The 25,728-nt window shown below is 55.2% G+C and carries 24 protein-coding genes; 16 read left to right on the top strand and 8 right to left on the bottom strand.

The window, feature by feature from the left end; all coding sequences use genetic code 11:
* The first annotated feature begins 166 nt into the window (after nucleotides 1-166).
* Nucleotides 167-772, top strand: coding sequence for an alpha/beta hydrolase (locus tag B0B07_RS08525; RefSeq protein ID WP_076758086.1), 606 nt, complete (start codon nucleotides 167-169; stop codon nucleotides 770-772).
* Between the two features lie 7 nt (nucleotides 773-779).
* Here the strand turns inward: B0B07_RS08525 and B0B07_RS08520 are convergent, their stop codons facing one another.
* Nucleotides 780-1,382 (bottom strand): DUF3298 and DUF4163 domain-containing protein, encoded by a 603-nt coding sequence (locus B0B07_RS08520; protein ID WP_234982309.1) that lies wholly within the window; start codon nucleotides 1,380-1,382, stop codon nucleotides 780-782.
* Between the two features lie 159 nt (nucleotides 1,383-1,541).
* On the opposite strand from B0B07_RS08520, the gene B0B07_RS08515 reads away from it, so the two are divergent.
* Nucleotides 1,542-3,221 (top strand): formate--tetrahydrofolate ligase, encoded by a 1,680-nt coding sequence (locus B0B07_RS08515; protein WP_076758082.1) that lies wholly within the window; start codon nucleotides 1,542-1,544, stop codon nucleotides 3,219-3,221.
* Nucleotides 3,222-3,246: 25 nt separating this feature from the next.
* Here B0B07_RS08515 and B0B07_RS08510 read toward each other — a convergent pair whose 3' ends face one another.
* The gene (locus tag B0B07_RS08510) at nucleotides 3,247-3,846 is read right to left on the bottom strand and encodes an AAA family ATPase (protein ID WP_076758080.1); all 600 of its coding nucleotides are present in this window, start codon (nucleotides 3,844-3,846) and stop codon (nucleotides 3,247-3,249) included.
* A gap of 134 nt (nucleotides 3,847-3,980) precedes the next feature.
* Nucleotides 3,981-6,251: an ATP-binding cassette domain-containing protein gene (locus B0B07_RS08505; RefSeq protein ID WP_076758078.1), complete on the bottom strand. Its 2,271-nt coding sequence runs from the start codon at nucleotides 6,249-6,251 to the stop codon at nucleotides 3,981-3,983.
* A gap of 133 nt (nucleotides 6,252-6,384) precedes the next feature.
* Between B0B07_RS08505 and B0B07_RS08500 the strand changes: the two genes are divergently transcribed.
* Nucleotides 6,385-6,960, top strand: coding sequence for a uracil-DNA glycosylase (locus B0B07_RS08500; RefSeq protein ID WP_076758076.1), 576 nt, complete (start codon nucleotides 6,385-6,387; stop codon nucleotides 6,958-6,960).
* Between the two features lie 89 nt (nucleotides 6,961-7,049).
* Here the strand turns inward: B0B07_RS08500 and ilvA are convergent, their stop codons facing one another.
* Nucleotides 7,050-8,318, bottom strand: a complete 1,269-nt coding sequence (ilvA, locus tag B0B07_RS08495; protein WP_076758074.1) for a threonine ammonia-lyase IlvA — start codon at nucleotides 8,316-8,318, stop codon at nucleotides 7,050-7,052.
* 195 nt (nucleotides 8,319-8,513) lie between these two features.
* Between ilvA and kynU the strand changes: the two genes are divergently transcribed.
* From kynU to B0B07_RS08460, 6 genes are all read left to right on the top strand, one after another.
* Nucleotides 8,514-9,788: a kynureninase gene (gene kynU / locus B0B07_RS08490; RefSeq protein WP_076758072.1), complete on the top strand. Its 1,275-nt coding sequence runs from the start codon at nucleotides 8,514-8,516 to the stop codon at nucleotides 9,786-9,788.
* Between the two features lie 16 nt (nucleotides 9,789-9,804).
* Complete coding sequence (gene kynA / locus B0B07_RS08485) at nucleotides 9,805-10,659, top strand: tryptophan 2,3-dioxygenase (protein ID WP_076758070.1); 855 nt, start codon at nucleotides 9,805-9,807, stop codon at nucleotides 10,657-10,659.
* Between the two features lie 12 nt (nucleotides 10,660-10,671).
* Complete coding sequence (gene kynB, locus B0B07_RS08480) at nucleotides 10,672-11,304, top strand: arylformamidase (RefSeq protein ID WP_076758068.1); 633 nt, start codon at nucleotides 10,672-10,674, stop codon at nucleotides 11,302-11,304.
* Between the two features lie 667 nt (nucleotides 11,305-11,971).
* The gene (gene glmS, locus B0B07_RS08470; RefSeq protein WP_076758065.1) at nucleotides 11,972-13,774 is read left to right on the top strand and encodes a glutamine--fructose-6-phosphate transaminase (isomerizing); all 1,803 of its coding nucleotides are present in this window, start codon (nucleotides 11,972-11,974) and stop codon (nucleotides 13,772-13,774) included.
* A 259-nt stretch (nucleotides 13,775-14,033) separates the two neighbouring features.
* The gene (locus tag B0B07_RS08465; protein ID WP_076758064.1) at nucleotides 14,034-14,987 is read left to right on the top strand and encodes a DNA/RNA non-specific endonuclease; all 954 of its coding nucleotides are present in this window, start codon (nucleotides 14,034-14,036) and stop codon (nucleotides 14,985-14,987) included.
* A 319-nt stretch (nucleotides 14,988-15,306) separates the two neighbouring features.
* Nucleotides 15,307-16,470 (top strand): PA2928 family protein, encoded by a 1,164-nt coding sequence (locus B0B07_RS08460; protein WP_076758063.1) that lies wholly within the window; start codon nucleotides 15,307-15,309, stop codon nucleotides 16,468-16,470.
* Nucleotides 16,471-16,556: 86 nt separating this feature from the next.
* On the opposite strand, the gene B0B07_RS08455 is transcribed toward B0B07_RS08460, so the two are convergent.
* Entirely contained in the window at nucleotides 16,557-17,567 is a 1,011-nt protein-coding gene (locus B0B07_RS08455; RefSeq protein ID WP_076758062.1) for an LLM class flavin-dependent oxidoreductase, read from the bottom strand.
* A 253-nt stretch (nucleotides 17,568-17,820) separates the two neighbouring features.
* On the opposite strand from B0B07_RS08455, the gene B0B07_RS08450 reads away from it, so the two are divergent.
* The 3 genes from B0B07_RS08450 to B0B07_RS08440 all read left to right on the top strand — a co-directional run bounded on the left by B0B07_RS08450 (nucleotide 17,821) and on the right by B0B07_RS08440 (nucleotide 21,106).
* Nucleotides 17,821-18,786: an ABC transporter ATP-binding protein gene (locus tag B0B07_RS08450; protein WP_076758061.1), complete on the top strand. Its 966-nt coding sequence runs from the start codon at nucleotides 17,821-17,823 to the stop codon at nucleotides 18,784-18,786.
* Entirely contained in the window at nucleotides 18,767-20,284 is a 1,518-nt protein-coding gene (locus tag B0B07_RS08445) for an ABC transporter permease/substrate-binding protein (RefSeq protein ID WP_076758060.1), read from the top strand. The genes B0B07_RS08450 and B0B07_RS08445 overlap by 20 nt, the downstream gene beginning before the upstream one ends.
* An 84-nt stretch (nucleotides 20,285-20,368) precedes the next feature.
* The gene (locus B0B07_RS08440; protein ID WP_076758058.1) at nucleotides 20,369-21,106 is read left to right on the top strand and encodes a DUF2971 domain-containing protein; all 738 of its coding nucleotides are present in this window, start codon (nucleotides 20,369-20,371) and stop codon (nucleotides 21,104-21,106) included.
* 100 nt (nucleotides 21,107-21,206) lie between these two features.
* On the opposite strand, the gene B0B07_RS08435 is transcribed toward B0B07_RS08440, so the two are convergent.
* The gene (locus tag B0B07_RS08435) at nucleotides 21,207-21,425 is read right to left on the bottom strand and encodes a DUF378 domain-containing protein (protein ID WP_076758056.1); all 219 of its coding nucleotides are present in this window, start codon (nucleotides 21,423-21,425) and stop codon (nucleotides 21,207-21,209) included.
* A 219-nt stretch (nucleotides 21,426-21,644) separates the two neighbouring features.
* Here B0B07_RS08435 and B0B07_RS08430 point away from each other — a divergent pair, with 219 nt between their 5' ends.
* Nucleotides 21,645-22,094 (top strand): LytTR family DNA-binding domain-containing protein, encoded by a 450-nt coding sequence (locus tag B0B07_RS08430; RefSeq protein ID WP_076758055.1) that lies wholly within the window; start codon nucleotides 21,645-21,647, stop codon nucleotides 22,092-22,094.
* Between the two features lie 15 nt (nucleotides 22,095-22,109).
* Nucleotides 22,110-22,502, top strand: coding sequence for a DUF3021 domain-containing protein (locus tag B0B07_RS08425; RefSeq protein ID WP_076758053.1), 393 nt, complete (start codon nucleotides 22,110-22,112; stop codon nucleotides 22,500-22,502).
* A gap of 23 nt (nucleotides 22,503-22,525) precedes the next feature.
* On the opposite strand, the gene B0B07_RS08420 is transcribed toward B0B07_RS08425, so the two are convergent.
* Together B0B07_RS08420 and B0B07_RS08415 are read right to left on the bottom strand one after the other, a co-directional pair.
* Nucleotides 22,526-22,945 carry a YugN family protein gene (locus B0B07_RS08420; protein ID WP_076758051.1) on the bottom strand — a complete coding sequence of 140 codons (420 nt, stop codon included), beginning with the start codon at nucleotides 22,943-22,945 and terminating at the stop codon, nucleotides 22,526-22,528.
* Nucleotides 22,946-23,074: 129 nt separating this feature from the next.
* Nucleotides 23,075-23,326 carry a DUF2188 domain-containing protein gene (locus B0B07_RS08415; protein WP_076758049.1) on the bottom strand — a complete coding sequence of 84 codons (252 nt, stop codon included), beginning with the start codon at nucleotides 23,324-23,326 and terminating at the stop codon, nucleotides 23,075-23,077.
* Between the two features lie 198 nt (nucleotides 23,327-23,524).
* Between B0B07_RS08415 and B0B07_RS08410 the strand changes: the two genes are divergently transcribed.
* Complete coding sequence (locus tag B0B07_RS08410; RefSeq protein ID WP_076758048.1) at nucleotides 23,525-24,625, top strand: SDR family oxidoreductase; 1,101 nt, start codon at nucleotides 23,525-23,527, stop codon at nucleotides 24,623-24,625.
* A 140-nt stretch (nucleotides 24,626-24,765) separates the two neighbouring features.
* Entirely contained in the window at nucleotides 24,766-25,674 is a 909-nt protein-coding gene (gene metA / locus B0B07_RS08405; RefSeq protein ID WP_076758047.1) for a homoserine O-acetyltransferase MetA, read from the top strand.
* Nucleotides 25,675-25,728 lie beyond the last annotated feature (54 nt).

Below are 25,728 nucleotides of genomic sequence, written 5' to 3'. Positions count from 1 at the left end.
ACAGATAGAATACCCGGGGTTTTTTATGGTAAACATTTAAAAACAACTTTTTTGAAATTATTTAAGTGAAGACTGCCGGAAACTCCGAGGAACGATTTGCGTGTATAAAGTTCGGATCTGTGCAATAATAGTCTTGAATTCAAGATTATAATGGGAGGTCTTATCGATGAAGCATATTTTCAAACCGGCAAAAGCGGAAGGCAAACCGGTGCTCCTGCTCCTTCACGGAACGGGCGGGACCGAGCAGGATCTGCTGCCGATCGCTGATTTCATTGACCCGGAAGCGGCCGTGCTGAGCGTAAGGGGAGAAGTGCTGGAAAACGGAATGCCCCGATTTTTCCGGAGGCTGGCTGAAGGGGTTTTCGATGAAGAGGATCTCCTGAAACGGACGGAAGACCTGAACAGGTTTATCGGCGAAGCCGCAGAAAATTACGGATTTGACCGAAACGAGGTCATCGCGGTCGGTTATTCAAACGGTGCCAACATCGCCGCAAACCTGTTGTTCCAATATGAGCAATCATTGAAAGGGGCAATCCTTCATCATCCGATGGTCCCGCTCCGCGGTGTGGAGCTGCCCGGCCAGAACGGGGTGCCTGTATTCATCGGAGCGGGGACGAACGATCCGATCTGCCCGAGAAGCGAGGCGGAGGAATTGACCGCTCTGCTGGAAGGCGCAGGCGCGGACGTCCATCTGCACTGGGAAAATCACGGTCATTCACTGACCCATACAGAAATCCGGGCTGCCGCTGAGTGGTACAGGAAAGCCTTTTGACCGAAGGCTAAAATGCAATCAGTTTTTCGACCGGACTGTCATCGCCGATTATGGATTCCAGTGACCTGAGCGGAATCGGGAAGTAAGGGAAGCCGTATACATAGGCGGTGATTTCATACAGCTGGAAGAAGAGCGTCAGAGAATGGTCGGCGATGTAGAAATCCTGCTCCGGAGAAATTCCTTTGAACGGTTCCAGAAGGTCAAGATTCCACTCCTTGATCAATTCTTCCACCTTGGCTGACAGCAATGCCGTGTAGTCGGTGCCCGGCGCAAATAGATCCTTCAGACGGAACATCCGACCGGTATGGACGTCGAATGTCAGCCCCTTGGCCAGTGTCAATCCGTGTGCGCCGCCGGTGAAGGAATAAACGACGAGCAGCAGGCTGAGGATGCCGCGCTCGTTCGTCTTCATCTCATAATAGCCGCTCATTTCCACCAGGTTATCATTCCCGTATCCCAGTTCCTTCATGAGTTCCGTGAGTGTCGTGATGATCGTCCGGTTGATCCGCGTCTGTGCGGACGGATTGGCCAGACCGGTGACCTGGGGGTAGACGACATCGACTTTCGGCCGGGAAAGCCGGATCGGATGGCTGACGATCGTTACGGGCATTTCGATGGCACTCATCCTTTCAAAATAGTACTGATCGGTCTATTGGATGCCACGTCCCGAACACATGCCACCGAATTGTCAGACCGGCCGGAAGGATGAATCGGGCAAAACCGTTATACTAAAGAGGATGAAAGGAAGACATCCGAGGGGGAATGGGCAATGAAGACGACCGAGACACCGTTGACTGACCTGGAAATTGCACGCAACGCAGCAATGAAACCGATCGGCGAGATCGCCGAAAAAGCAGGAATTCCGGAAGACGCACTCGAACCGTACGGACGGTACAAAGGGAAAATTGACATCAGCCGGCTTCCGCAGAAGGAAGAAGACGGGAAAGTCGTTCTCGTCACGGCGATCAGCCCGACACCGGCCGGTGAAGGGAAATCGACGGTAACCGTCGGCCTCGCCGATGCTTTCTCCCGGCTGGGTGAAAAGACGATGGTGGCACTCCGCGAACCGTCCCTCGGCCCGGTCATGGGCTTGAAGGGCGGAGCAGCCGGCGGCGGTTATTCGCAGGTCCTGCCGATGGAGGAGATCAATCTCCATTTCACCGGGGATCTTCATGCAATCACGACAGCGAACAATGCGCTGTCTGCGCTGATTGACAACCATCTGCACCAGGGCAACCTGCTCGGAATCGACCAGAGGAGGATCACATGGAAGCGCGTGCTGGACATGAACGACCGGGCGCTCCGGCGGGTGACGGTCGGCCTCGGCGGTCCGTCCGGCGGCATTCCGAGGGAAGACGGTTTTGACATCACCGTCGCTTCGGAAATCATGGCGATCTTCTGTTTGGCAAAGTCGCTGGATGACCTGAAGGAGCGGCTGTCGCGGATCGTGATCGGCTACACATTCACCCGGGAGCCGGTCACCGTCAGGGATCTCGGCGCGGAAGGGGCGCTCACGCTGCTGCTCCGCGACGCGTTCAAGCCGAACCTCGTCCAGACAATCGGCGGGACACCCGCCCTGATCCATGGCGGGCCGTTCGCCAACATCGCGCACGGCTGCAACTCGCTGATCGCCACGAAGACTGCAAAGAAGCTCGCGGATATCGTCGTGACCGAAGCGGGCTTCGGCGCCGACCTCGGTGCGGAAAAGTTCATGAACATCAAAGCGCGCCAGGGGGATTTCAGGCCGGATGCGGCCGTCATCGTCGCCACCGTCAGAGCGCTCAAGATGCACGGCGGGGCGGCGAAAGCCGATCTCTCCACCCCCGACAAAGAAGCGGTGGAGCGGGGCCTGCCGAACCTCTCGCGCCACATTGACACGATCCGGGCATTCGGGATCGAGCCGGTCATCGCACTGAACCGGTTCACGGCCGACACACAGGAAGAACTTTCGGTTGTTCTTGACTGGTGCCGCGAAAACGAAGTATCCGCCGCCGTTGCCGATGTATGGGCAGAAGGCGGAAAAGGCGGAGAGGACGTGGCGCGTCTCGTTCTCGGGAAGATCCGGGAAGGCAATGCATTCCATCAGCTGTACGACGAATTTGATACATTCGAGCAGAAAGTCAACTCGATTGTCCGGAAAGTGTACGGAGGCGACGGCGTTCTGTTCACGGACAAGGCCCTCAAGCAGCTGCAGGACATCGAAAAACGCGGCTGGGACATCCTGCCGGTCTGCATGGCCAAGACACAATATTCGCTGACGGACGACCCGGGGATCCTGGGCCGTCCGGAAGGATTCAAGATCACGGTCCGGGAGCTGATTCCGAAGCTCGGTGCCGGTTTCATCGTCTGCCTGACGGGCGACATCATGACGATGCCGGGCCTGCCGAAAAAACCGGCTGCGATGAATATGGACATCGATCGCGACGGACATGCGGTCGGACTGATGTAAATAGATGAAAAACTCCCGGGCCAGGTCATGGCCGGGAGTTTTTTCGGTCTTCGATGAACTGATGGATTGCCGTGGCAGCTTCACATGCGCTGATCCCCGAATTGTCCAGTCTGAGGTATCCTGCAGCCGGCACCGTCCGTTCCACCTCTCCGGGAAGGGATTGCAGACGGTGTTTGTCCAGGCTCCTCAGCAGCTCGTTCCGTGAGAATTCCAGATCACGTTTGGACGGCTTTGCCGCAAGGCGGTCTTCCATCACGTTCCGCTCCAGCCGGGTGCTAAGGTCGGCCTCCAGTTCAATGATGAAGACGTCGCCGCCCGCTGAAGTGAAAATATCGCTCACTTCCTGCAGAAACCGGTGGTCGCCTTCCTGGTTGTATGCCACGACGACGGTGAGGATGATGCCGCTCGTCACATTGACGCCGGGATTTTGGACGAAGGCCCGGAACAGGTTTTTCCTTGTCTCATCGGACAGCCGGAATGCCTCTTTCGAATAGCCGAGGAAGTTGGCGAACAGGTCGAGTGTCGCGTGATTGAAGAGCAGTCTGGCATCCCTCAGCTTTTCCAGTTCCCGTCCGACCGTCATTTTCCCTACGGCCTGCGGGCCGGTGATCAGGATCAGCTCCATAAAGATCCCCCTTATTGTTTGTCTTGATTCATATCCGGACCGGCTATGATCGCCGGGGAGCCATCCGGGAGTCGGTCGAACCGGTTTCCAGGCCTCGTGCCGACCGACTTCCCCAGGACCTCCACGGCCGCTGGTCAATGAGGCCCGTGCAGGCTTTGCTCAACGTAAGGCCGTGTGATCGACTCGTCGCTCGTCTGCATTTCCCCGGGGGTGCCTTCGAACAGGATGCGGCCCCCGGCCGTGCCGCCGCCGGGTCCGAGCTCAATGATCCAGTCGGCCTGTTTGATGACGTCGAGCCGGTGCTCAATGAGAAACAGGCTGTTCCCTTCGTCGACAAGATGGTTGAACAGGTCCATCAGTTTCCGGATGTCGTCCGGATGCAGGCCTTCCGTCGGCTCGTCCATGATGAAGAGGGTGCCTTTCTCGTTCAGGTGGCTGGCGAGCTTCACGCGCTGCAGTTCGCCGCCGGACAGGGTGGTCATCGACTGGTTCAGTTTGAGGTAACCGAGCCCGACCCGCTGCATCGCGGACAGCCGTCCGATGAACGGCTGATCTGAGAAAAACACGGCGGCCTCATCGACCGACATGCCCATCACTTCGGCAATCGTCTTGCCCCCCAGCCGGTACCGCAGGACGTCCGGTGCGTAGCGGCTGCCATCGCACACTTCGCAGACGGTCTCAATCGGGTCCATGAAGTGCATGCCGGTGACGATGACGCCCTTCCCGTTGCATGCCGGGCAGGCGCCTTTGGAATTGAAGCTGAACAGTGCGGCGCTCACACCGTTTTCCCTGGCGAACAGTGAACGGATGTCATCGGACAGATCGAGATAGGTGGCCGGCGTGGAACGGGAAGTCGTGCCGATCGATTTCTGGCCGATCGAGACGACCGGTCCGTTCCATTCGAGCCGGAACTGCTCCATCAGTGAGCTTTTTCCGGAGCCTGCCGCGCCGGCAATGACTGCGAGCACGCCGAGCGGGAGATCGACCGTCACGTCTTGCAGATTATGGCGTGTTGCGTGGGCGAGCCGGAACCAATCGGCGGGCTTTCTCGGCTCCGATTTGACCGGGATGATCCGGCTCAGTGATTTTCCGGTGAGCGTGCCCGAATCAATCAGACCTTCGTAGCTTCCGGTGTACATCACTTCGCCGCCGTCCGTTCCCGCATGCGGGCCCATGTCGATGACATGATCGGCAAGCCGGATCACTTCCGGATGGTGTTCGACGATGAGGATCGTATTGCCGTGATCCCGCAATTTCAGGAGGGACCGTTTCAGGCGCTCGATGTCCGCGTAATGGAGTCCCGCGCTCGGCTCGTCAAACACATACACGATGTCGGCAAGTGCCGAGTTGATGTACTTGGCGATTTTCGTGCGTTGCGCTTCACCGCCCGACAGCGTGTTGATGCCGCGGGCGAGCGTCAAATACCCGAGCCCGATTTCATCAAGCGCCGAAAGACGGAGCGTCAGTTCATTTTTCAGATCCCGTGCGACGGGATCGTCGATTCCCCTGATGAATGCCGTGGCTTCCGCGACCGGCATTTCTGCCAGATCCGCGATGCTTTGCCCGTTGATCTTGCAGCTCCGGACTTTCTCGTTCACCCGGGTGCCATGGCATTCCGGACATGGGTATGTCGAGACCATCTCGTCGAGCAGCTTCTGGTGCCGCTTGCCTTCCTTCTGGGTGATGACGCTCCGGTACATCCTCGGGACGATCCCTTCGAACTTCGCGGATTTCGGCCAGTTTTCAGGCGGATTCTCCAGCTTGATCTGCGGCGAGTACAGGAAGAGATCCAGTTCTTCGGGGGAGTAGTCGCGGATCTTCTTGTCGAGATCGAACAGACCGCTGTATGCATACCGCTTCCAGCGCCAGGCGCCCGTCTTGAAGGCCGGGAAGTTGATGACGCCCTCATCGTTGAGAGATTTATCGAAGTCGACGAGCTTATGGACATCGAGGTCGGTCACTTCGCCGATCCCTTCGCACCGCGGGCACATGCCGGACGGATGATTGAAGGAGAACGCGTCGGAGTAGCCGATGAAAGGCCGGCCCACACGGGAATAAAGAAGCCGGAGAAGGGCATAGATGTCGGTATACGTTCCGACCGTCGACCTGGAATTGGACGCGGGCTTCTTTTGGTCAAGGACGATCGTGACCGGTAGGTTCTCGATCCTGCTTACATGGGGGCGTCCGTATTTCGGCAAGTACTGCTGGACAAAGCTCGGAAACGTCTCGTTCAGCTCGCGTCTTGACTCGGCCGCAATCGTATCGTGGCAGAGCGAAGATTTTCCGGATCCAGACACTCCGGTGAACACGGTGATTTTCTTTTTGGGGAGATCGACCGATACATGTTTCAAGTTGTTTTCAGTCGCGTTGATGATGCGGATGATTCCCTGGTTGTCCGATGGCATGGGACACGCTCCTTCAAACGAAGATTTCTGCCTCTTCATCATAACAATAAAACGCGGTCTCCCGTAACGACCGTGTCCGGCTGGCTTGATCCGGCCGGAAGCGGGTAATGTTCAGTCAGGAAGGTGATGGAAAATGGAATCATTCTGCCCGGAAATCTGGCTTGAGGACCCGGTACCGCCAAGCGAGCGGAATTGTGAGCATTGCGGACTTTATAAACAGGGGACCCGGATGGTGTGGGGAGAGGGGAATCCCGATGCACCGGTCATGATCATCCTGGACAACCCGGGCGCCCGTGAAGACAGGGAAGGAAACCCGATGGTGTGCGGAACCCGGCAGACCCTGCAGCGGGCCATCCATGAAGCGGGCCTCGGCAAAGCGGCATTCTATGTGACCTACATCCTCAAACGACGGCCGATCCGGAAATATGACAAGGAAAAGGCAAGGGACATCTGCATGCACAGACACCTGGAAGGACAGCTGGAGACGATGGAGCCGAAGCTCATCCTGTGCATGGGGAACGTCGCCGTCCAGTCGTTTTACCGGGATCCCGATGTGGATGTGAAGGGATTGCGCGGCAGCTGGCATGAGATCCGGGGCTTCCAGACCGCGGCCGCCTACCATCCTCTGGCCGTCAGGCGCCGGCCGAATCTGTACCGGCTTCTGTTGGAGGACATGCTGATGGTAAAGAACAGGCTGGAAACCCTTTGAGGAAAGGCTGCCGGAAGGAACCCTCCAAGATGAACAAACAGCAAGGACCATGGTCCTTGCTGTTTGCTTTTTATGAATGACACGGCGTATCAGATCAGCAAACCGAACAGCGTGCTGTCTTTGTTCACTTCCTTGAAGGGGAATCCGAGTGCGTGCATCCGCCGGATCAGACCGTCATAGTCTTCTTTATGCTTCACTTCGATGCCGACGAGCCCCGGGCCGTTTTCCTTGTTGTTTTTCTTCGTGTATTCGAATGTCGTGATGTCATCTTCCGGTCCGAGCACATGATCGAGAAACTGCCGGAGTGCACCGGCGCGCTGGGGGAATTCGACGATGAAATAGTAGAGCAGCCCTTCGTGGATGAGGGACTTTTCCTTGATCTCCTGCATCCGGCCGATGTCGTTGTTGCCGCCGCTGATCACGCAGACGACCGTCTTGCCCTTGATTTCCTCCCGGTGGGCATCCAATGCGGCAATCGGCAGGGCGCCCGCGGGTTCAGCGATGATGGCATGCTCGTTGTACAGATCGAGGATGGCGGTGCACACTTTCCCTTCAGGCACCGGCGTGATGCCGTCGACGTATCTTCTGCACAGTTCGTAGGTGAGCCGGCCGGGAGTTTGCACGGCCGCACCGTCGACAAACTTGTCGATCTCCGCCAGCCGGGTGACTTCGCCGTTTTCTAGCGAAGCTTTCATGCTCGCCGCCCCGGCCGGCTCCACGCCGATCATCCGGGTCCCGGGGGAGACATGTTTCATGTAGGTGGCCAGGCCGGCCATGAGACCGCCGCCGCCGATGGAGGCAAATACATAGTCCGCAGGCGTTCCGATGTCATTCAGGATTTCCACCGCAACGGTCCCCTGGCCGGCGATGAGCACGGGATCGTCGAACGGGTGAATGAACAGCCGGCCGCTTTCTTCCGTGAATGCGAGTGCGCTGGCCGAAGACTCGTCAAACGTGTCACCCGTAAGAATGATTTCCACCTGATCCCGGCCGAACATCTTCACCTGGTTGATCTTTTGCTTCGGAGTCGTCTGGGGCATGAAAATCTTCCCGTCAATGCCGAGTTCCGCACATGCGTAGGCGACACCCTGCGCATGATTGCCGGCGCTTGCACAGACGATCCCTCTTTCCCGGGCTTCTGCTTCGACGGATTTGATCTTATAAAATGCTCCGCGCAGCTTGAATGAACGGACATGCTGAAGATCTTCGCGCTTGATATAAAGGTTGCAATCGTATTTCTCGGACAGCCGCTTGTTTAATTGGAGCGGTGTGTGGACGACCACTTCCTTCAGCATCTGATGGGCGATGAGGACGTCCTCCACCAGGACCGGGCGGGTCTCTTCGTTCACGGTTGTCATATGAATCACGACCTTTGTCTGAAAATTTAATGGACTCATTCTAACATGAAAACCACCGGAATACACCGTAATCTTCAAAACATTCTCGACTATTTTATTCGGTCCAAACACTGCACTCAAAAAGAAAGCGCTTGCATGGTTGCGGGCATTCCCGTAGAGTCGAAGTGAGATAGAAATCAGATGGGAGGCAGGAAAATGAAGCTGAGTTCGAAGGACTATGCAGCCGCACAGGATGTTGCCGATGAGTTGGCGGGGTTCCGGGACGAATTTTATATTCAGCCTGAGTCGATCTACCTGGACGGAAATTCACTCGGCCTGCTGTCGAAGCGTGCGGAAGCTTCACTTCTGGACCTGCTCGGTTCCTGGAAGCAGCTCGGGATCGACGGGTGGACGGAAGGGAAAAACCCGTGGTACTACATGGCCGGACGGCTCGGAGAGAAGATGGCGCCGCTTGTGGGGGCAGAACCGGAAGAAGTGATGGTGACCGGATCGACGACCGCAAATCTTCACCAGATGCTGGCCACCTTCTACAGGCCGGAAGGGAGCCGGACGAAGATCCTGGCCGACGAACTGAACTTTCCGAGTGACCTGTATGCGATCAAGAGCCAGATCAAGCTGCGCGGGCTCGATCCGCAGGAACATCTCGTCAGCGTGAAAAGCCGGGACGGGCATACCCTTTCGGAAGATGACATCATCACAGCGATGACCGGGGAAGTGGCGGTTGCCGTCCTGCCGGGCGTGCTGTACCGGAGCGGGCAGATACTGGACATGGAGAGGCTCACGGCGGCCGCGCACGAGCGGGGCATCCTGATCGGCTTTGACCTTTGCCATTCGATCGGTTCCGTTCCGCATGCACTTCATGACTGGAACACCGACTTCGCTTTTTGGTGCACCTATAAACACCTGAACGGAGGGCCCGGTTCAAGCGGCGGCCTGTTCGTCAACCGCCGGCTGTTCGGGACAGAGCCCGGCCTGGCCGGGTGGTTCGGATCCGACAAGGAGAAACAGTTCGACATGGACCATGTGATGACACCGGCGGGAGATGCAGCCGCCTATCAGGTCGGCACGCCGAACATTCTCAGTGCGGCACCGGTCATCGGCTCGCTTGAACTGTTCGAAGAAGCCGGAATCGGCCGGATCCGCGAGAAGTCGCTCCGGCTGACCGATTATCTGATCGGACTTGTCGGGGAACTCCTGACGGGATACGGATTTTCAATCGCCAGTCCGGCCGGCCATGCGCAGCGGGGCGGCCATGTGTACCTTGAGCATGATGAAGCCGCAAGGATCTGCCGGGCGCTGAAGGAAGAAGGGGTCATCCCGGATTTCCGGGCACCGAAAGGGATCCGCCTCGCGCCGGTTGCGCTTTATAATTCCTTTGAAGAGGTCCGCCGGGCGATGCTGATCTTGAGGGACATCATGAAAGAAGAGCGGTATACGAAATTCGAGAACAGGCGGGGGATCATCGCCTGAAGGAGGGAGCTGCAGAATGCCGAAGAAAATATCGGAACTGAAGGAATCGCTCCGCAGCGAACAATCGATCCATACGGATTTCCGGGAAACGATGACGTACGGGGAATATTTGTCGCTCGACCGGATCCTTTCTTCGCAGAACCGGCTGTCGGGGCATCACGACGAGATGCTCTTCATCGTCATCCACCAGGTGAGCGAGCTGTGGATGAAGCTGCTGCTGCATGAACTGACTGCGGCGATTGACGAGATCAATGCCGGCGAGCTTCAGTCGGCGTTCAAGAAGCTCGCCCGCGTGTCGAAAATCCAATCACAGATCATCGGGGCATGGGATGTGCTGGCGACGATGACGCCGGCCGAATATCTGGAGTTCCGGGGTTCGCTCGGGCGGGCTTCGGGCTTCCAGTCCCATCAGTACCGGCTCATCGAGTTCGCCCTCGGCTATAAATCGGACTATATCCTGAAAATCTATGAGAAGGATCCCGACATCCATCGTGAACTCGAGCAGGCGTACAAGGCACCCGGCATTTATGACGCGGCGATCGGCGCCCTTTCCCGCGGCGGTTTTGCGATCAATCCGGATCTGCTCGACCGTGATTTCACGATCATCTATGACGGAGATCCGACCGTTGCGGCGGCCTGGGAAGAAGTGTACCGGGATACCGAACGGCATTGGGAGCTGTACCAGCTTGCAGAAAAGCTTGTCGATGTAGAGGACTGGCTCCAGCAATGGCGGTTCCGGCATATGAAAACGGTCGAGCGGATCATCGGATTCCGGCAGGGCACCGGCGGATCGTCCGGAGTCGCCTATTTGCGCAACGTCCTCGATCACCGGTTCTTCCCGGAGCTCTGGAATCTCCGGACCACGCTTTGAGGAGGGAATGGAATGAAAGAAGGAAACTGGACAGACATCACACAGCCGCTCAAAAACGGGATGGCGAACTGGCCGGGGGACACCCCGTTCCGTTTTGAACTGTCTTCGGCGAAAGCAGAAAACGGCGCCGCGAACATCGGGCAGATGACGACGAGCCTCCATATGGGGACCCATGCAGACGCCCCGTACCACTTTGACGACGACGGAAAACGGCTTGAGCAATTGTCGCCGGACCTGTATATCGGCAATGCCCGGGTGGTCGATGTGACCCGGGTTTCCGAGGTCGGCCGCAAAGAGCTGGAGTCATTCGACCTGGACGGTGTGCGGCGGCTTCTCCTGAAGACATCGGCAACGAATGATCCGATGACGTTCCCGGAGAATTACACGGAACTCCTGCCCGACATCGGCCCGCTGCTGAAGGAAAAAGGCATTTTCCTGCTCGGAATCGACATCCCGTCCGTGGACCGGGTCGACAGCAAGGAATTGGCGACCCATCATTCGCTCGATGAGTCGGGCGTCCACATCATCGAAAACCTCATGCTGGAAAACGTGGAGCCGGGCGACTACGAGTTCATCGCCCTCCCGCTCGCCCTCCACGGAGCGGACGGCAGCCCGGTACGCGCGGTGATCCGGCCGCTTGGGTAAAAAGAGATTATGAGAAGGCGGGATGTCCGCCTTCTTTTATTTTGGGGTGAAGGGGAGTATTGGAGGGGTTAGGGGCGAGTGGCCGAAGTTTGGGCTTGAGTGGTCCCAGTTTGGCCCCGAGTGGACGAAGTTTGGGTTCGAGTGGCCGAAGTTTACCATGAGTGGCCCCAGTTTGGCCCGAAGTGGCCGACGTTCCTCATGATCGGTGGAAACCGGGCTGTGCCCCGGACATCGGGGACAGACGCCTACATTGATCAGAAAAATACGCGAAGAAGCCAGATTTTCAGTTTTGATTGACAAAAAAGGACAGTTTGTAATAAAGTACAAAAGCGACATGGCGAAGGAGGGGCGGAGTTGCGCCAAAATCGGAAAACAATCAAAAGCGCCTGAGCTGGGAAAATCTTAATCCCAGCAGACGAGGTGGAGGTTCATCGACAATTCGGCGGATGCCTCCCGACCGCAATGCCCGGTTGTCACGCTTTCCAGCAAAACACTTGAGTGATCAGGTGAAACAGAGGGGAAAGCCGGCATATTCATCCGCATACAGAAGCGTACAGAACGCTTAAGCGGACCCAATCAAACTGAATCGGCAGTGCAGCGCCCCCGGCCGAAAAAATCCGGCATCGGGACGCTTCTTTCGCATTGCCCTAAAATGGAGGAATTGAATATGTGCGGGATTGTAGGATATATCGGTGAACTGGATGCGAAGGAAATCTTGCTGAAAGGCCTGGAAAAGCTGGAGTACCGCGGCTATGACTCTGCGGGGATCGCCCTTGCCAACGAAAGCGGCGTGACGGTTTTCAAGGAAAAAGGACGGATTGCCGATCTGCGCGCCGTCATTGACCCGTCGGCCGAAGCGAACACCGGCATCGGACACACCCGCTGGGCGACCCACGGCGTGCCGGATGTCCGGAATGCTCATCCGCACCAGGATGCAAGCGGCCGATTCACGCTCGTCCACAACGGCGTGATCGAGAACTACGGGCAGCTGCGCTCGGAGTATCTGGCCGGCATCGAACTGAAGTCGGAAACGGACACGGAGATCATCGTCCAGCTCATCTCCTTGTTCGCTACAGAAGGACTGACGACGGAAGAAGCATTTGCAAAGACGCTCGGTCTTCTTCACGGTTCGTATGCGATCTCCATGCTCGACGGGCAGGCACCAGAAATGATCTTCGTGGCAAAAAACAAGTCTCCGCTTCTCGTCGGTCTCGGAGAAGGATTCAACGTCGTGTCGTCGGATGCGATGGCGATGCTTCAGGTGACGGATCAATTTGTCGAGCTTCATGACGGTGAAATCGTCCTTCTGACGAAAGACGGGATCCGGATCCGGACAATCGGCGGCGAGCCGGTCAGCCGGGCACCGTTCACGGCGGAGCTCGATGCCTCGGATATTGAGAAGGGGACGTATCCGCACTACATGCTCAAGGAAATTGACGAGCAGCCGGCGGTTCTGCGTAAAATCATCCAGGCCTATCAGGGGCCGGACGGAAACCTGCAGCTGGAAGATGAAACAATCGGTGCGCTTACCCGTGCGGACCGGATCTACATCATCGCCGCGGGCACGAGCAGCCATGCCGGTCTCGTCGGCAAGGAATACTTTGAAAAACTTGCCGGGATTCCGACCGAAGTCCACATTTCAAGTGAGTTCGGCTACAATATGCCGCTTCTCTCCGAGCGGCCGCTGTTCATCTTCATCTCGCAATCCGGAGAAACGGCGGACAGCCGGCAAGTGCTCGTGAAGGTCAAGGAAATGGGCCATCCGTCGCTCACTGTCACAAATGTGGCCGGCTCCACGCTTTCCCGGGAGTCGGATTATACCGTGCTGCTGCATGCCGGCCCGGAAATCGCCGTGGCCTCGACGAAAGCCTATACGGCACAGATCGCCGTTCTGGCCATCCTCGCCTCATGCGCGGCAGAGGTGAAAGGGCATCCGGCACAATTTGATCTGGTGCATGAACTTGGCATCGCGGCAACTGCCGTCGAAACGATGATCGACCGGAAAGAGGAGATGGAGACCATCTCGTTCGATTTCCTCGAGATGACCCGGAATGCGTTCTTCATCGGACGCGGAATGGATTATCACGTCAGCCTGGAAGGCGCACTGAAGCTGAAGGAGATTTCCTATATCCAGGCAGAAGGCTTCGCCGGCGGTGAACTCAAACACGGCACGATCGCCCTGATCGAAGAAGGAACACCGGTGTTTGCGCTCGCCACCCAGGCCGCCGTCTCGGCGAACATCCGGGGCAATGTGAAAGAAGTGACCGCCCGGGGGGCAAAGGCATGCATCCTGTCCATGGAAGGAACCGAGGAAGCAGGCGACCGGATCGTCATCCCGGCCGTCCACCCGATGCTCACCCCGCTCGTCTCGGTCATCCCGCTCCAGCTCATCAGCTACTACGCCTCCCTCCACCGCGGCTGTGACGTCGACCAGCCGAGAAACCTGGCGAAATCGGTGACGGTGGAATAAGAAGTAGAATAACAGCGTTATCCAGTATTCAACCGGGGCGGGTCCTGCAGGACTTCGCCCCTTTTCTTTTTGTTCAATATCCGCTAATCCCTTGTCCAATAAGGATAGAAGTGGAAAAGGAGTAACAAATATAGAGCAAAGGTTCATGATATTCTCAGTGTAACACCAAAAGGATTTCTTGACGGTTCTATCAGTATTCAAAACTATTCATTATTCCTCTATAATATATAATATGAAACGATTACAGGAGAGTTCTAAAATGAAAAAGAAAATGAGCTATTTAGTTTTACTTTTAATCATCATCTTTATGGCTGGTTGCACCAATGCAGAAGATGCAACCGTTACAGATGCAGAAAGCGATTCACAAGAAGTCTCTAAAGTTGAAAGAAACAAAAATGGGGAAGAAGAAACGAACACTACGGTTGCTGAAAAACCTGCAGTAGAGGAAACAACACCCCAACCAAATAATGAACTGTTCGCAGAATCCGAACTTATTGAAGTTGACGGTGGTGATTTATCTGGTTATCGCCAAGCCAACGTCGTCGTTGACATTGGGTATGGGGACCGTGAATATTGGGCATTTACGAATGAGTTTGGGCAACTGGTCTGTGTGATTGCTGACGAAATCATTCTACAAGATGACAAAAACGAACCTGTAACATCGTCTGGCCGATACTATTCTGATGAAGCAAAAGTTCCCGGTGTAGAGAGAGCAGATTTAGATGAAGGACATATCATTGCGGATTCTCTTGGAGGAGTATCCAATGCTTACAATATTACTCCACAAGAAAGCACGCTAAACCGACATGGTGATCAAGCATACATGGAAGATGCCATTCGTAAAGCTGGCGGGGCCACTAATTTCGAAGCAATTATTACATATCCAAACACGGAAACGCAGATTCCTTCCAGCTACAAGTACTCCTATACTTTAAAAGGGAATAAGATTGTTGATGAGTTTGACAACACCAACCCTGACAAAGTGAACGAATCACTTGGTTTAACAGGAAGTAAATCTTCCGGATCAAACGGTTCAAACTCAAACATAGATTCAGGCAAAAGCGGTGATCTTTCTGGCATTGATACAAATGGCAATGGGCAGGTCACGATTAAAGAAGCAAAAGATGCGGGTTACAAAATGCCAATTACTCGGGATCATTGGTTGTACCAGTACATGGATGACCGTGATGGTGACGGTATGGTAGGTGAGTAAACCCCTAATCCGTCCAATGGATTGAACATTGAAAGATAATTGTGCAACCGTCTATTTTTATTATTGAACTTGGAATTCAGGATGGATAAGATGAAGGGAGTCTAAATGACAGAAAAGGACATGAGGAATGGGAATTTTGACAGGATTTATTGATCAATGGGTGTCATTGTTAAACTTTGATTCAAACCCAATACATAACACCGCTCTGGCTTTACTGTACATCCGATTGCTGTATTTGCCGGTCCGGGCGATTTATTTGATCGGGAAAAGGCAGGACGATGAAAGGTTTCCCGGTGTAAGCCGGATTTTAAAAAGACTCATGGTGGTGCTGATCTTCAACTTTTTGGTCGGTTCCGCCATGCTCGAGTTTCTCCAGCCGGATTCACTGGCGTATTGGCTGCCGACAGGCTGGCGGTTTGATTATATTCTGCTGGCTGTGGTCGGCAGCCTGGTGTGCATTTCCCTGTTCATTTATATTCCCCGGCAAATTCGTCAGATCCGGCTCGAAAAACAGTCTGCGGAAACGATGTTTTTGAAGTTGGGCAGGCTCTTGCTGATGGAGTTTTTCCTGTTTTCCTCCCTGATCTGGGGACTGAATCACCTGATAGTACCGAACCGGATTGAACTGGATTCACCGGTTGTTCTTTTTGATCTTGATGAGAAGCCGGTCTCCGTCATGAAAATCAGAAAGACCACACCGAACGGAGTCGAACATGGGATTTCCACGAACATTTCCAGCTTCTTGATCAGCGCCAATGACCTTCATTCCGGCGAAAGGCTTTGGAGCCGGATTTCGACATGGCAAGAATATCTGATCGGTGGGACGACGGAAGGGCTTTTGCTGTTGAATAATAAAAAGAAAACCCTTTATTTCATCAATCCGGAAACCGGCAAAAAGGAAATGAATGAAAAAGAGTTTCTGGAAAAGTTCCCTGTTTTAGCAGATAACTTAAGCTATCTGTATACGGATTATGCCGTAGCGAATCCGGATGAACTCTATCTCTATGGTCTTGACGGGCGGTATTACAGGATTAACTTCACCACAAAAGAGATCACAGAGGATCCGGCGTATGCGGATCAGATCCGGCCTTTTTCCGAAGTCTGGGATGACGAGGCAGCCAACAAACAAGCCGAAGTCGGGAAGATTGAAGAACTGTATCCCGAGCTGATGGATGTGGGGCTGATCGAAACTGGGCAGGCAGACCAACAGCTCGTGGTCTATCAGAAAAAGCGCAATGATCGTCGGCAGACCTTGGCTCTGCTCGATCTGACAAAACGGCACGTGATCTGGGAGCAGCTGCTGGATGCCCCTCCGGAAAACGCGGACACCTCTTTGGTCATCGATCAAGATGAGCAGTTTGCCTATGCCTGGACCGGGCGATATCAATACAAAATCAATAAGCAAACGGGGGAAGTCGTTTACCAGTACGACCATAAGCGCGGTAGACTGGCGGCCGGCCAGACTTCCCGCCGCTCCATTTAAAGCGTTTGTTCCTGACGTGAAAAGACGGTGCCATTTGCACCGTCTTTTTATATTACTGAACGCCCTTCAACCGAAGCGCCCCAGCATTATTTGAGTGCAGCCAGACCCATGGCCTCTGCAAGCAGAGCCGTGCCTGTCAACCGGTTGCCGGCGCCGTACACATTCGGGATGACCGTGACTTCGTCAGCCTGATACTGTCCGGCGAGTCGCCTGATCTCGTCGGCGACATGGAGGGGAGTCCCGATAATCATCCGTTTGCGGTTCTGTGCGACTTTCTCCTTTTCGATTGTGCTGAATCCGCGTTTTTTCGCAGTTTCGACCGACGGGTAATAGGGGGGCGGGTTGGAGGATTCCACCATCAGCAGCCACAGGTCGAATGCGGTGGCCAGCTCTTCCGCCTCCTCAGCCGTTTCGGCGACGACCGCAAACACGGCGACCGTGACCTTCGGACGCTGAAGGAACGGGGAAGGGCGGAATTGTTCACGGTAAAGACGGACCGCTTCCAGACCTTCACCTGACGGCTTGCCGAAATGGGCGAACGCGAAGGCCGTTCCGTATTCGGCGGCAATTGCGGCACTCCCCATTCCGGTGCCGAGGAGCCAAAGCTCAGGGGCTGTATCAATGACCGGTGTTGCCGTCAGGCCGCTGAACCGGTGGTCAGGAGAAGGGGATTCGGACAGATAATGCTGCAGGTCTCCGATCTGCTGTTCATAGGGCAGCCGTTTCCCCTTTGTTTCGTTCAGTGCCCGGTTGACCTGATGAAAGCTCGGGGACCGGCCGATTCCGAGGTCGATCCGGTTCGGATGGATCGCTTCGAGCAATCGGAAGTTTTCCGCAACCTTGTATGGGCTATAGTGCGGCAGCATGACACCGCCGGATCCGATCCGGATCCTTTCGGTGGATGAGGCCAGATGCATCATGAGCATTTCCGGACTGCTGCCCGCGACGGACATGACCTGATGGTGCTCCGAAACCCAAAAACGGCGGTAGCCGAGCTGTTCCGCCTGTTTGGCCAGTTGTACCGTCTGGAGCAGCGCGTCGCGGGCGGTGGCCCCTTCATCAATCGGTGAGTAATCAAGCAGATTCAAAGTGACCAGCGGACTCGCTCCTTTCCCAATGGTCTGTTTACTTTATCATAGCGGATTCTTACACGCCCGGTCTGGTTCTCCCTTTCAACCGTAAAAACAGTCGTATCAAATACGCTTCTTAGAAAGTTTCCCTGCCATTCCTGATGGCCGGTCTTTTACAACCCTGCCCGGCGTCTGGCAGTCGTTTGATTTGGTAGAATCTATGGATGAATCCCCCGGGAAAAAGGGTAGATTGGAACTAGTGTGGGGAAGGGAGAATGACATGATTCGTTTCGAACAAATTACAAAACAGTATCCGGACGGCACGGTCGCCGTGGACCATCTCGATCTGGAAGTCCAAAAAGGGGAGTTTCTCGTTCTGGCCGGTCCGAGCGGCTGCGGAAAGACGACTACGCTAAAGATGATCAACCGTCTCATTCCTACTTCTTCCGGCAGCCTGTACATCGACGGGAAACCGGCAGTTGATTACCCGCTTGATCAGCTGAGGTGGAATATCGGTTATGTGCTTCAGCAGATCGCCCTGTTTCCACATATGACCATCGAGGAGAACATCACTGTCGTGCCGGAGATGAAGGGGTGGCCGAAGGAGAAACTGAAGGCGCGTGCAGCGGAACTGCTCCGCATGGTCGGCCTCGACCCGGACATCTATGCTGCGAGGAAACCGTCCGAGTTGTCCGGCGGGCAGCAGCAGCGGGTCGGAGTGGTCCGGGCGCTTGCCGCCGATCCGGATATCCTGCTCATGGATGAGCCGTTCAGCGCGCTGGACCCCGTCAGCCGGGAGAAACTGCAGGATGACCTGCTCCGCCTGAAGGAAGAACTGGGAAAGACAACGGTCTTCGTCACGCATGACATGGATGAGGCACTGAAGCTGGCTGACCGTATCTGTCTGATGAGGGAAGGGAAAGTCGTGCAGCTCAGCACGCCCGAGGACCTTCTTTTAAATCCGGCGGATGATTTCGTGCGGTCGTTCATCGGAAAAAGAAAAGAGGAGCCGGCGGTTGATCTGCGGGCGGCAATGGAGAAACCGGACGCAGAAAACGAACCGGCGGTGGTCCTGCCGGCGTTCGTGGAAGTGAGGATCTTGCTGAATGCACTTGCCGAGCACGACTCGGTCGGCGTTGAATCTGCGGGCAAAATCGTCGGGCGGGTGAGCAGGGGAGCCGCCTTCCGCCTCCTTGCCCGGATGGCAGGAAAGGGGGGGACGGATGATGGCGGGACTCATGGATGAATTCAGCCGGCGGCAAGGTGAATTATGGACTGCTGTTCTTCAGCACATGGAAATCTCATTTGTCTCCCTGATCATTGCCGTGCTGATCGCGGTGCCGCTCGGTATCTGGCTGACGCGGCATGTGCGGGCGGCGGACAGTGTCATCGGCGTGACGTCCGTCATCCAGACGATCCCGTCACTGGCACTCCTCGGATTGCTTATCCCGATTGTCGGCATCGGGCGGGTGCCCGCCATCATTGCCCTGACGGCCTATGCGCTGCTGCCGATCCTGCGCAATACATACACAGGGATCCGGGAAGTGGACCCAGCCCTGGTGGAAGCGGCAAACGCGATGGGGATGAACGGAAGGAGGCGGCTGCGAAAGGTGGAATTGCCGCTTGCGATGCCGGTCATCATGGCCGGCATCCGGACGGCGACGGTGCTCATCATCGGGACCGCAACGCTGGCCGCCCTGATCGGCGCCGGCGGCCTAGGTGACCTGATCCTCCTCGGCATCGACCGCAATAACGCGAACCTGATCGTCCTCGGGGCCATCCCCGCTGCCATCCTGGCGCTCATTTTTGATTTCCTGCTGAAGAAGCTGGAAAGGATGCCGTTCAGGAAGAGTCTGATTGCCGCCGGAACGCTTGCCTTGGCCGCGGCCGTCATCTTCATCGTGCCGCTCATCGGAAAAGGGGACGACAAGCTTGTTCTTGCAGGAAAGCTCGGAACAGAACCTGAAATCCTGATCAATATGTACAAGCTGCTGATCGAGGAAGAGACGGACCTGTCCGTGGAGCTGAAGCCGGGCTTCGGAAAAACGTCGTTCGTATTCAATGCCCTTCGATCCGGTGACATCGACATATATCCGGAATTCACCGGAACCGTGATTTCGGAGTTCCTGAAGGAAACGGCCGGAAGCACCGACAGCCGGGAAGTGTACGAACAGGCGCGCGACGGGCTAGCCGGGCAGTTCGGCATGGCCCTGCTTGACCCGATGCAATACAACAACACGTACACCCTGGCAGTCCCGGACAATTTTGCACAGGAACATGGATTGGAGACGATTTCTGACCTCAAAACGGTCGAGAGCCGGGTGAAGGCCGGATTCACACTGGAATTCTCGGACCGCAAGGACGGCTATCCGGGCATCCGGTCAACTTACGGCATCACCTTCCCGGATGTGGTCACGATGGAACCAAAACTCCGCTACGGGGCAGTCCAGAACGGTGAGATCAACGTGGTCGATGCCTACTCGACCGACAGTGAAATCGAGCGATATCAGTTGCGGGTTCTTGAAGACGACCGACAATTGTTCCCGCCTTATCAGGGAGCGCCGCTCATGACAGAAAAGACGGCCCGGAAGTTTCCGGAAGTCGTGGAAGCACTGAACCGACTGGCCGGCAAGATTACGGACGATGAAATGAGGAAGATGAACTACGATGTGGCCGTCGGCGGGCAGACGCCGGCAGAAGTGGCGGAACAGTACCTGAAATCCCAGGGGCTTCTCGGAAAATGACAGATCTGCAGCCCTTCTTGTATGGCACAGTGTACGGCAGGGGGATACTGAGCCTGCATAGCCTGCACCCCCTGGAGGGATTGGATGGTCATCAACGATGAAGGCCGTGAAATGCCTACTCCTGCTCAGCCGCTTTGGCGATACTTGGACTTCACCAAATTCGTCGATCTGCTGATCAGCGGATCACTGTTTTTCAGCCGGATCGATAAATTCGAGGATCCGTTTGAAGGGACGCCCGTATCCGGATTCCTTGAAACGGCAGAACTCATCGGTGACATCGAATTGGCCGATCATTACCGGGAGCAGCGGGACGTCCTTCGCGGCCTCCGGCAATACAGCTTTGTGAACAGCTGGCATATGAATGATTACGAATCCGCTGCCATGTGGAAACTTTATTTGCAGAGCAATGAAGGACTGGCCATCCGGACCACATTCCGCCGTCTCCATGATTCGTTCCTCGACGACCGGCCCGTGACCTCGGGAATCGTCAAATATGTGGATTTTGAAGACTGCAGGAACCGTCCGTCCACGCTGATCGATTATCTGTTTCTGAAAAGGAAGTCATTCGAATTTGAGAATGAGCTGCGCCTGTTTTTGCTTTATGATCAATTGCCCGGTCCGGAAGAGCTGAAGACGGTCGTTCGGGGGCCGCTGGAATACGGGACGGCCGTGCGGGTCGACTTGTCGGTGCTGATCCAGTCGATCTACATCTCGCCGGCAGCGCCGGAATGGTTTGAACAGCTTGTAAAGGGGCTCGTTGCCAAGATCACCGACCTTGAATTCCCGATTGAAAAATCCAGTCTGGGCAAGCTTCCGAAATAGGCAGCCATGATCACCGATCGAATTAAATAAAAAAATTATCATAATGAAAAGACCTCCAGGATCCGTTTCAGCGGGCAGGAGGTCTTTGTTGAATGCATATTCAGATGGTCCGTCGATCCCGGTCGGTGCCGAGAAGTCCGTAAAATTTCAGGCAGTAAAGTGCGGATAGGCCGACCAGCACGTAAACAATTCTGGACAGAATTGCATCTTGCCCGCCGAACAATGTCGCGACCAGATCGAAATCCAACAGCCCGACCAACAGCCAGTTCAGTCCGCCGACAATCAGAAGGGTAAGTGCAATGGCGTCGAGTGCTCTCATAGCGGCTCCTCCTTTCCGCGTTAATAGTCCTACTTTCCCCGATAAGCTGGAAATTAAACCTGTTTAAAGGGAAAATGAAGAGAGTGGGTCGTACAGGGACGTAAGCCGGACCATAATCTTTAAAAAATGACCGGTCATCCGGTAAAAGTGGCCTGTTTCCCGGGAACATGAGCGGGATCGGTTCATAAAAGATATGCTGGAATCAAAGGGGGTGCGGCGGTGAAAGTCAAAATAAAGCTGGATCCGGACCTGGACCGGGAGCAGGCCGAGATCAGCATCCGGGAAATGACACCGGCCATCAGACGGGCAATCCAAATTCTTCAGGACGGAGAGAAAGCGGATAAGCTTCAGGTGATGCAGGGAGAGCGTGCATTCCTGCTCGGTCTTGATGAGATTGTGTATGTCCTTGCAGGAGGGGACCGGTGCAAAGTGTTTACAGAAGAAGACGAATACGATTATAAAGACACGCTCAAATCATTTGAGTACCTTTCGGATGACAGGACGTTCATCAGAATTTCCAAATCATGCGTCTTGAATCTGGATTGGATCCATTATTACGAAGCGTCATTCAGCGGAAGCCTGACCGTGGTGTTCAAAAATGGCCATAAAGAGTATGTTTCAAGGAAGTATACACGCGCTCTGAAGGACAGGGTGCTGAATCGAAAATGAAAGGGGGGAATCACGTTGAGGGTTTTCTGGTATGCGTGCAGCGGAGCCGGGATCAGCTCTGCATCGCTCCTGATCTACCTGGCCGCACTGGCGGCAAAAGGCACTGACACGGTCATTCTGTCCGAATTGAACACCCAGATGCTCGGTTATCTGCTATTGGGCGGGTTTATGGGCGGGGCATCCATTGTTTATGACGGGGATCGGCTTTCACTGATGGCCCAGACGGCACTGCATGTTTCGGTGACGGCGGCCGCATTTTGCGTCACCGGCCTGTTGCTTGGCTGGTTTGGACCGGGGAAGCTGTTCGGACCGATCGCCGTTTTTCTGCTGATTTATGGTGCAATCTGGACAAGTATTTATTTGAGGAACAGGATGCTCGCCCGGCAATTGAACAGGTACGGGAAATAAAAAAGCCGCAGCAGCGGCTTTTTTTAATGGATGAACTCATAGTTCCCAAACATGTCGGCCACTTTCTCTTCGCCGCGTTCTTCCCATTGGGACTTTTTCTGGATGTTGGCGTCTTTTTCGAGCGGTGCCTGGAACTGGTCAAAACCGGTCGTGGTCAAAAGCGCGTTCTGGTCATGGTCGAGCCCGACGTTGACGACGTGCTTGATAAGGAACGGCTGGCCGAACGCGAGCATCGTATTCGGATGGTCCAGGCTTCCAGACAGTACGTCAAACGGCAGCCGGAGATAGATGGTTTCACCGCTCATGCGATTCAGGATGCCGTCGAACATGCCCTCGTTGTACTCCCAGTTTCCGCAGAGCGAAAACCCGTGCGATCGGAGCAGCGGCTCGATCTCTCCATAAAGAGCCCGCTTGCCTTGCAAATCTGTTTCCAGCTTCAACATGATGTCGTCCTCCCAGGTAGGTCAATTTTTTCGCTTAACCTTTTCATTCCCAAAAACGGACCGGACTATCCCGAATCTAGAAATATTTTGATCTATGAAAAACGGGGCAGCGTCTGCTGCACCCGATTTTCAGCATTCAATCTGATTTTCAATCTGGCCTTCCTTGTCATGGACGATGACTATTGCTCCGTGTTCACCGGCACGCTTCTTTCCTTCTTCGACGAGCTGATCACGGTCGCCGCCCGTTTCGACCGGCTCTTCCTCGCCCTCGAGCTTCAGTGCCCAGTCTCCGTCATGGGGTACGATGTGATAGTTCGCTTTTTCGGTTCCTTCCCTGTCTCCAAAATACTTTTCAGGACCATTATCATTTCTTCCAGGCATGAGTCATCCCTCCAGAACGATTGATAGTGTTCCAGTTCCCCTTATCGGAACGGATGAAACCGCTGTCGAATCGGCAGAGAATCCCGGGAGCCTTGACTTTCTTTCTGCCAAAGAAGGAGAAGCGGATCCAAACGTAGAAATGCCACGTCAGCATCAATGACGCACCGGTATATGTGAAGTAAACAGAGGGAAGGGAGAATGGATTCGTTGGCAAAGGCGACGTATTTCTTTACGGGGTTTCCCGGATTCCTGGCAACCCGCATCATCGACAAGCTGATTGAAAATGGATCCGATTCCGATTTTGAATTGCTCGTCCATCCGTCGGCAATGGAGCAGGCGAAAATCCGGACGAAGCGACTCGCCGGCAACGGGCGCAAGATTGGACGGATACGCATACACGAAGGGGATATTACGAAGGCGGATCTGGGGCTCGCTTCGGCCGTTTCCGGCGAGCTGAATGAAACCGTGACCCATGTGTTCCATCTGGCTGCCGTCTATGACCTGGCCGTCCCGGAAGCACTGGCCCAGGCCGTCAACGTGACCGGCACCCGGAACGTCAACGCCTGGGTCCTGCACTGCAGGAAGATCGAACGCTATGTCTATTTCAGCACGGCATACGTTTCCGGGACCCGGAAAGGGACGATCCTGGAGACCGAGCTTGCATGCGGGCAAGGATTCAAGAACCATTATGAACGGACCAAATATGATGCGGAAGTGCTCGTCCATTATGTCCGTGACCGGGTGCCGACGACCATCATCCGGCCCGGCATCGTCCTCGGGGATTCCAGGACGGGAGAGACCGAGAAGTTTGACGGCCCTTATTTCATCATGCGTTTTCTGGACAAGTTTTCGGGAATGCCGATCCCTTATATCGGCAAAAGCCGGGCCGCGATCAACCTGGTGCCGGTCGATTACATCATCGACGCCACCCATCATCTGTCCCGCAGTTCTGCGGGCATCGATAAAGTCTACCATCTGACGGACCCGTCGCCGTACATGGCGAGGGACGCATTCCGGCTGATCGCGGAGGAATTGGCAGGAAAAAAACCGGTTTTCACGGTTCCGAGATCTTCCGTTTATATGATGCTGAGCATGCCGTCATTCAGACGATGGGTCCAGGTCGAGCGGGAAACGCTGGACTATTTCCATCTGGAGGCGGAGTTCGACTGCAGCGGGGCGGCCGCGGATCTCTCCCAGGCCGGAATCCGCTGCCCGGATTTCGCCGACTATATCCCCAAGGCAGTGGAGTTCTATAAGGAGAACCGGCATGATCCAAGAAAACTGATCGAAGTAAAGTAACGTTGTTTCTGCATTTGATTCGCCCCCCTACCAATCCGGACCGGAATCGTCTATCATTTGAGTATTGCGAATTCATATACCGGACTGCCCCGGATTACCGGCGGCTTGCGCGTACAGTCCGAAAAGGGGGACGCTTCCAAATGCCGATCAACATACCGACACATCTGCCCGCGGCAGAAAAGCTGCGGGAAGAAAAGATATTTGTGATGGATACCGACAGGGCCGACACCCAGGATATCCGTCCGCTCAACATCCTGATCCTCAATCTCATGCCGGAAAAGGAGCGGACCGAACTGCAGCTGCTCAGACTTCTCGGCAATACACCGCTTCAGGTGGATGTCACGTTCATGACGATGGCGACGCATGAATCCAAAAATACGAGCAAGTCCCATCTGGACGAGTTCTATGTGACGTTCGAGGAGATCCGCGGCCGCCGGTTCGACGGAATGATCATCACCGGCGCTCCGATTGAGCACCTGCCATTCGAAGAAGTGAACTACTGGGAGGAACTCACCCGGATCATGGACTGGTCCGATCGCAATGTCACCTCTACGATGACCATCTGCTGGGGGGCGCAGGCCGCACTTTACCATTTCTATGGCATCGGGAAGCAGCCTCTACACGAGAAATGCTTCGGTGTTTTCCGCCATACGGTCTCCGACCCGACGGTCAAGCTTGCAAGGGGCTTCAGCGACCTGTTCGTCGCCCCCCATTCAAGGTATACGGAAGTGAGCGCCGACGAGATCCGGAACCATCCGGATCTGGACCTGCTGTCTGAATCAGAAGAAGCGGGGGCCTTTATCGTCCTGTCAAAGGACGAGAAGCGGATCATGATCACCGGCCATCTGGAATATGACGCGGGGACGCTGGCAGAGGAGTATAGGCGGGACCGGGCTAAAGGGCTTGATACCGCCATTCCAAAGCATTATTTCCCACAGGATGATCCGGAGAACGATCCGCTCAACACATGGCGGTCCCATACATTCCTGCTCTTTTCCAACTGGCTGAACTATTATGTGTACCAGGAAACGCCGTACGTATGGGCTTGACGCTTGATCCAACGACCGCCCATCCGGCGGTTTTTTCTTTTCTATCCTTTCTGA

The organism is Edaphobacillus lindanitolerans, from assembly GCF_900156305.1.
Classification (GTDB): domain Bacteria; phylum Bacillota; class Bacilli; order Bacillales_A; family Planococcaceae; genus Bhargavaea; species Bhargavaea lindanitolerans.
The sequence above is the reverse complement of the archived record's forward strand: the minus strand, read 5'-3'. Positions and strand labels throughout refer to the sequence as shown.

Excerpts from the sequence above, each read along its gene's own strand:
- B0B07_RS08525 (WP_076758086.1), top strand. The coding sequence starts at position 167 with ATGAAGCATATTTTCAAACCGGCAAAAGCGGAAGGCAAACCGGTGCTC.
- B0B07_RS08520 (WP_234982309.1), bottom strand. The coding sequence starts at position 1,382 with ATGCCCGTAACGATCGTCAGCCATCCGATCCGGCTTTCCCGGCCGAAA.
- B0B07_RS08515 (WP_076758082.1), top strand. The coding sequence starts at position 1,542 with ATGAAGACGACCGAGACACCGTTGACTGACCTGGAAATTGCACGCAAC.
- B0B07_RS08510 (WP_076758080.1), bottom strand. The coding sequence starts at position 3,846 with ATGGAGCTGATCCTGATCACCGGCCCGCAGGCCGTAGGGAAAATGACG.
- B0B07_RS08505 (WP_076758078.1), bottom strand. The coding sequence starts at position 6,251 with ATGCCATCGGACAACCAGGGAATCATCCGCATCATCAACGCGACTGAA.
- B0B07_RS08500 (WP_076758076.1), top strand. The coding sequence starts at position 6,385 with ATGGAATCATTCTGCCCGGAAATCTGGCTTGAGGACCCGGTACCGCCA.
- ilvA (WP_076758074.1), bottom strand. The coding sequence starts at position 8,318 with ATGACAACCGTGAACGAAGAGACCCGCCCGGTCCTGGTGGAGGACGTC.
- kynU (WP_076758072.1), top strand. The coding sequence starts at position 8,514 with ATGAAGCTGAGTTCGAAGGACTATGCAGCCGCACAGGATGTTGCCGAT.
- kynA (WP_076758070.1), top strand. The coding sequence starts at position 9,805 with ATGCCGAAGAAAATATCGGAACTGAAGGAATCGCTCCGCAGCGAACAA.
- kynB (WP_076758068.1), top strand. The coding sequence starts at position 10,672 with ATGAAAGAAGGAAACTGGACAGACATCACACAGCCGCTCAAAAACGGG.
- glmS (WP_076758065.1), top strand. The coding sequence starts at position 11,972 with ATGTGCGGGATTGTAGGATATATCGGTGAACTGGATGCGAAGGAAATC.
- B0B07_RS08465 (WP_076758064.1), top strand. The coding sequence starts at position 14,034 with ATGAAAAAGAAAATGAGCTATTTAGTTTTACTTTTAATCATCATCTTT.
- B0B07_RS08460 (WP_076758063.1), top strand. The coding sequence starts at position 15,307 with ATGGTGGTGCTGATCTTCAACTTTTTGGTCGGTTCCGCCATGCTCGAG.
- B0B07_RS08450 (WP_076758061.1), top strand. The coding sequence starts at position 17,821 with ATGATTCGTTTCGAACAAATTACAAAACAGTATCCGGACGGCACGGTC.
- B0B07_RS08445 (WP_076758060.1), top strand. The coding sequence starts at position 18,767 with ATGGCGGGACTCATGGATGAATTCAGCCGGCGGCAAGGTGAATTATGG.
- B0B07_RS08440 (WP_076758058.1), top strand. The coding sequence starts at position 20,369 with ATGGTCATCAACGATGAAGGCCGTGAAATGCCTACTCCTGCTCAGCCG.
- B0B07_RS08435 (WP_076758056.1), bottom strand. The coding sequence starts at position 21,425 with ATGAGAGCACTCGACGCCATTGCACTTACCCTTCTGATTGTCGGCGGA.
- B0B07_RS08420 (WP_076758051.1), bottom strand. The coding sequence starts at position 22,945 with ATGTTGAAGCTGGAAACAGATTTGCAAGGCAAGCGGGCTCTTTATGGA.
- B0B07_RS08415 (WP_076758049.1), bottom strand. The coding sequence starts at position 23,326 with ATGCCTGGAAGAAATGATAATGGTCCTGAAAAGTATTTTGGAGACAGG.
- B0B07_RS08410 (WP_076758048.1), top strand. The coding sequence starts at position 23,525 with ATGGATTCGTTGGCAAAGGCGACGTATTTCTTTACGGGGTTTCCCGGA.
- metA (WP_076758047.1), top strand. The coding sequence starts at position 24,766 with ATGCCGATCAACATACCGACACATCTGCCCGCGGCAGAAAAGCTGCGG.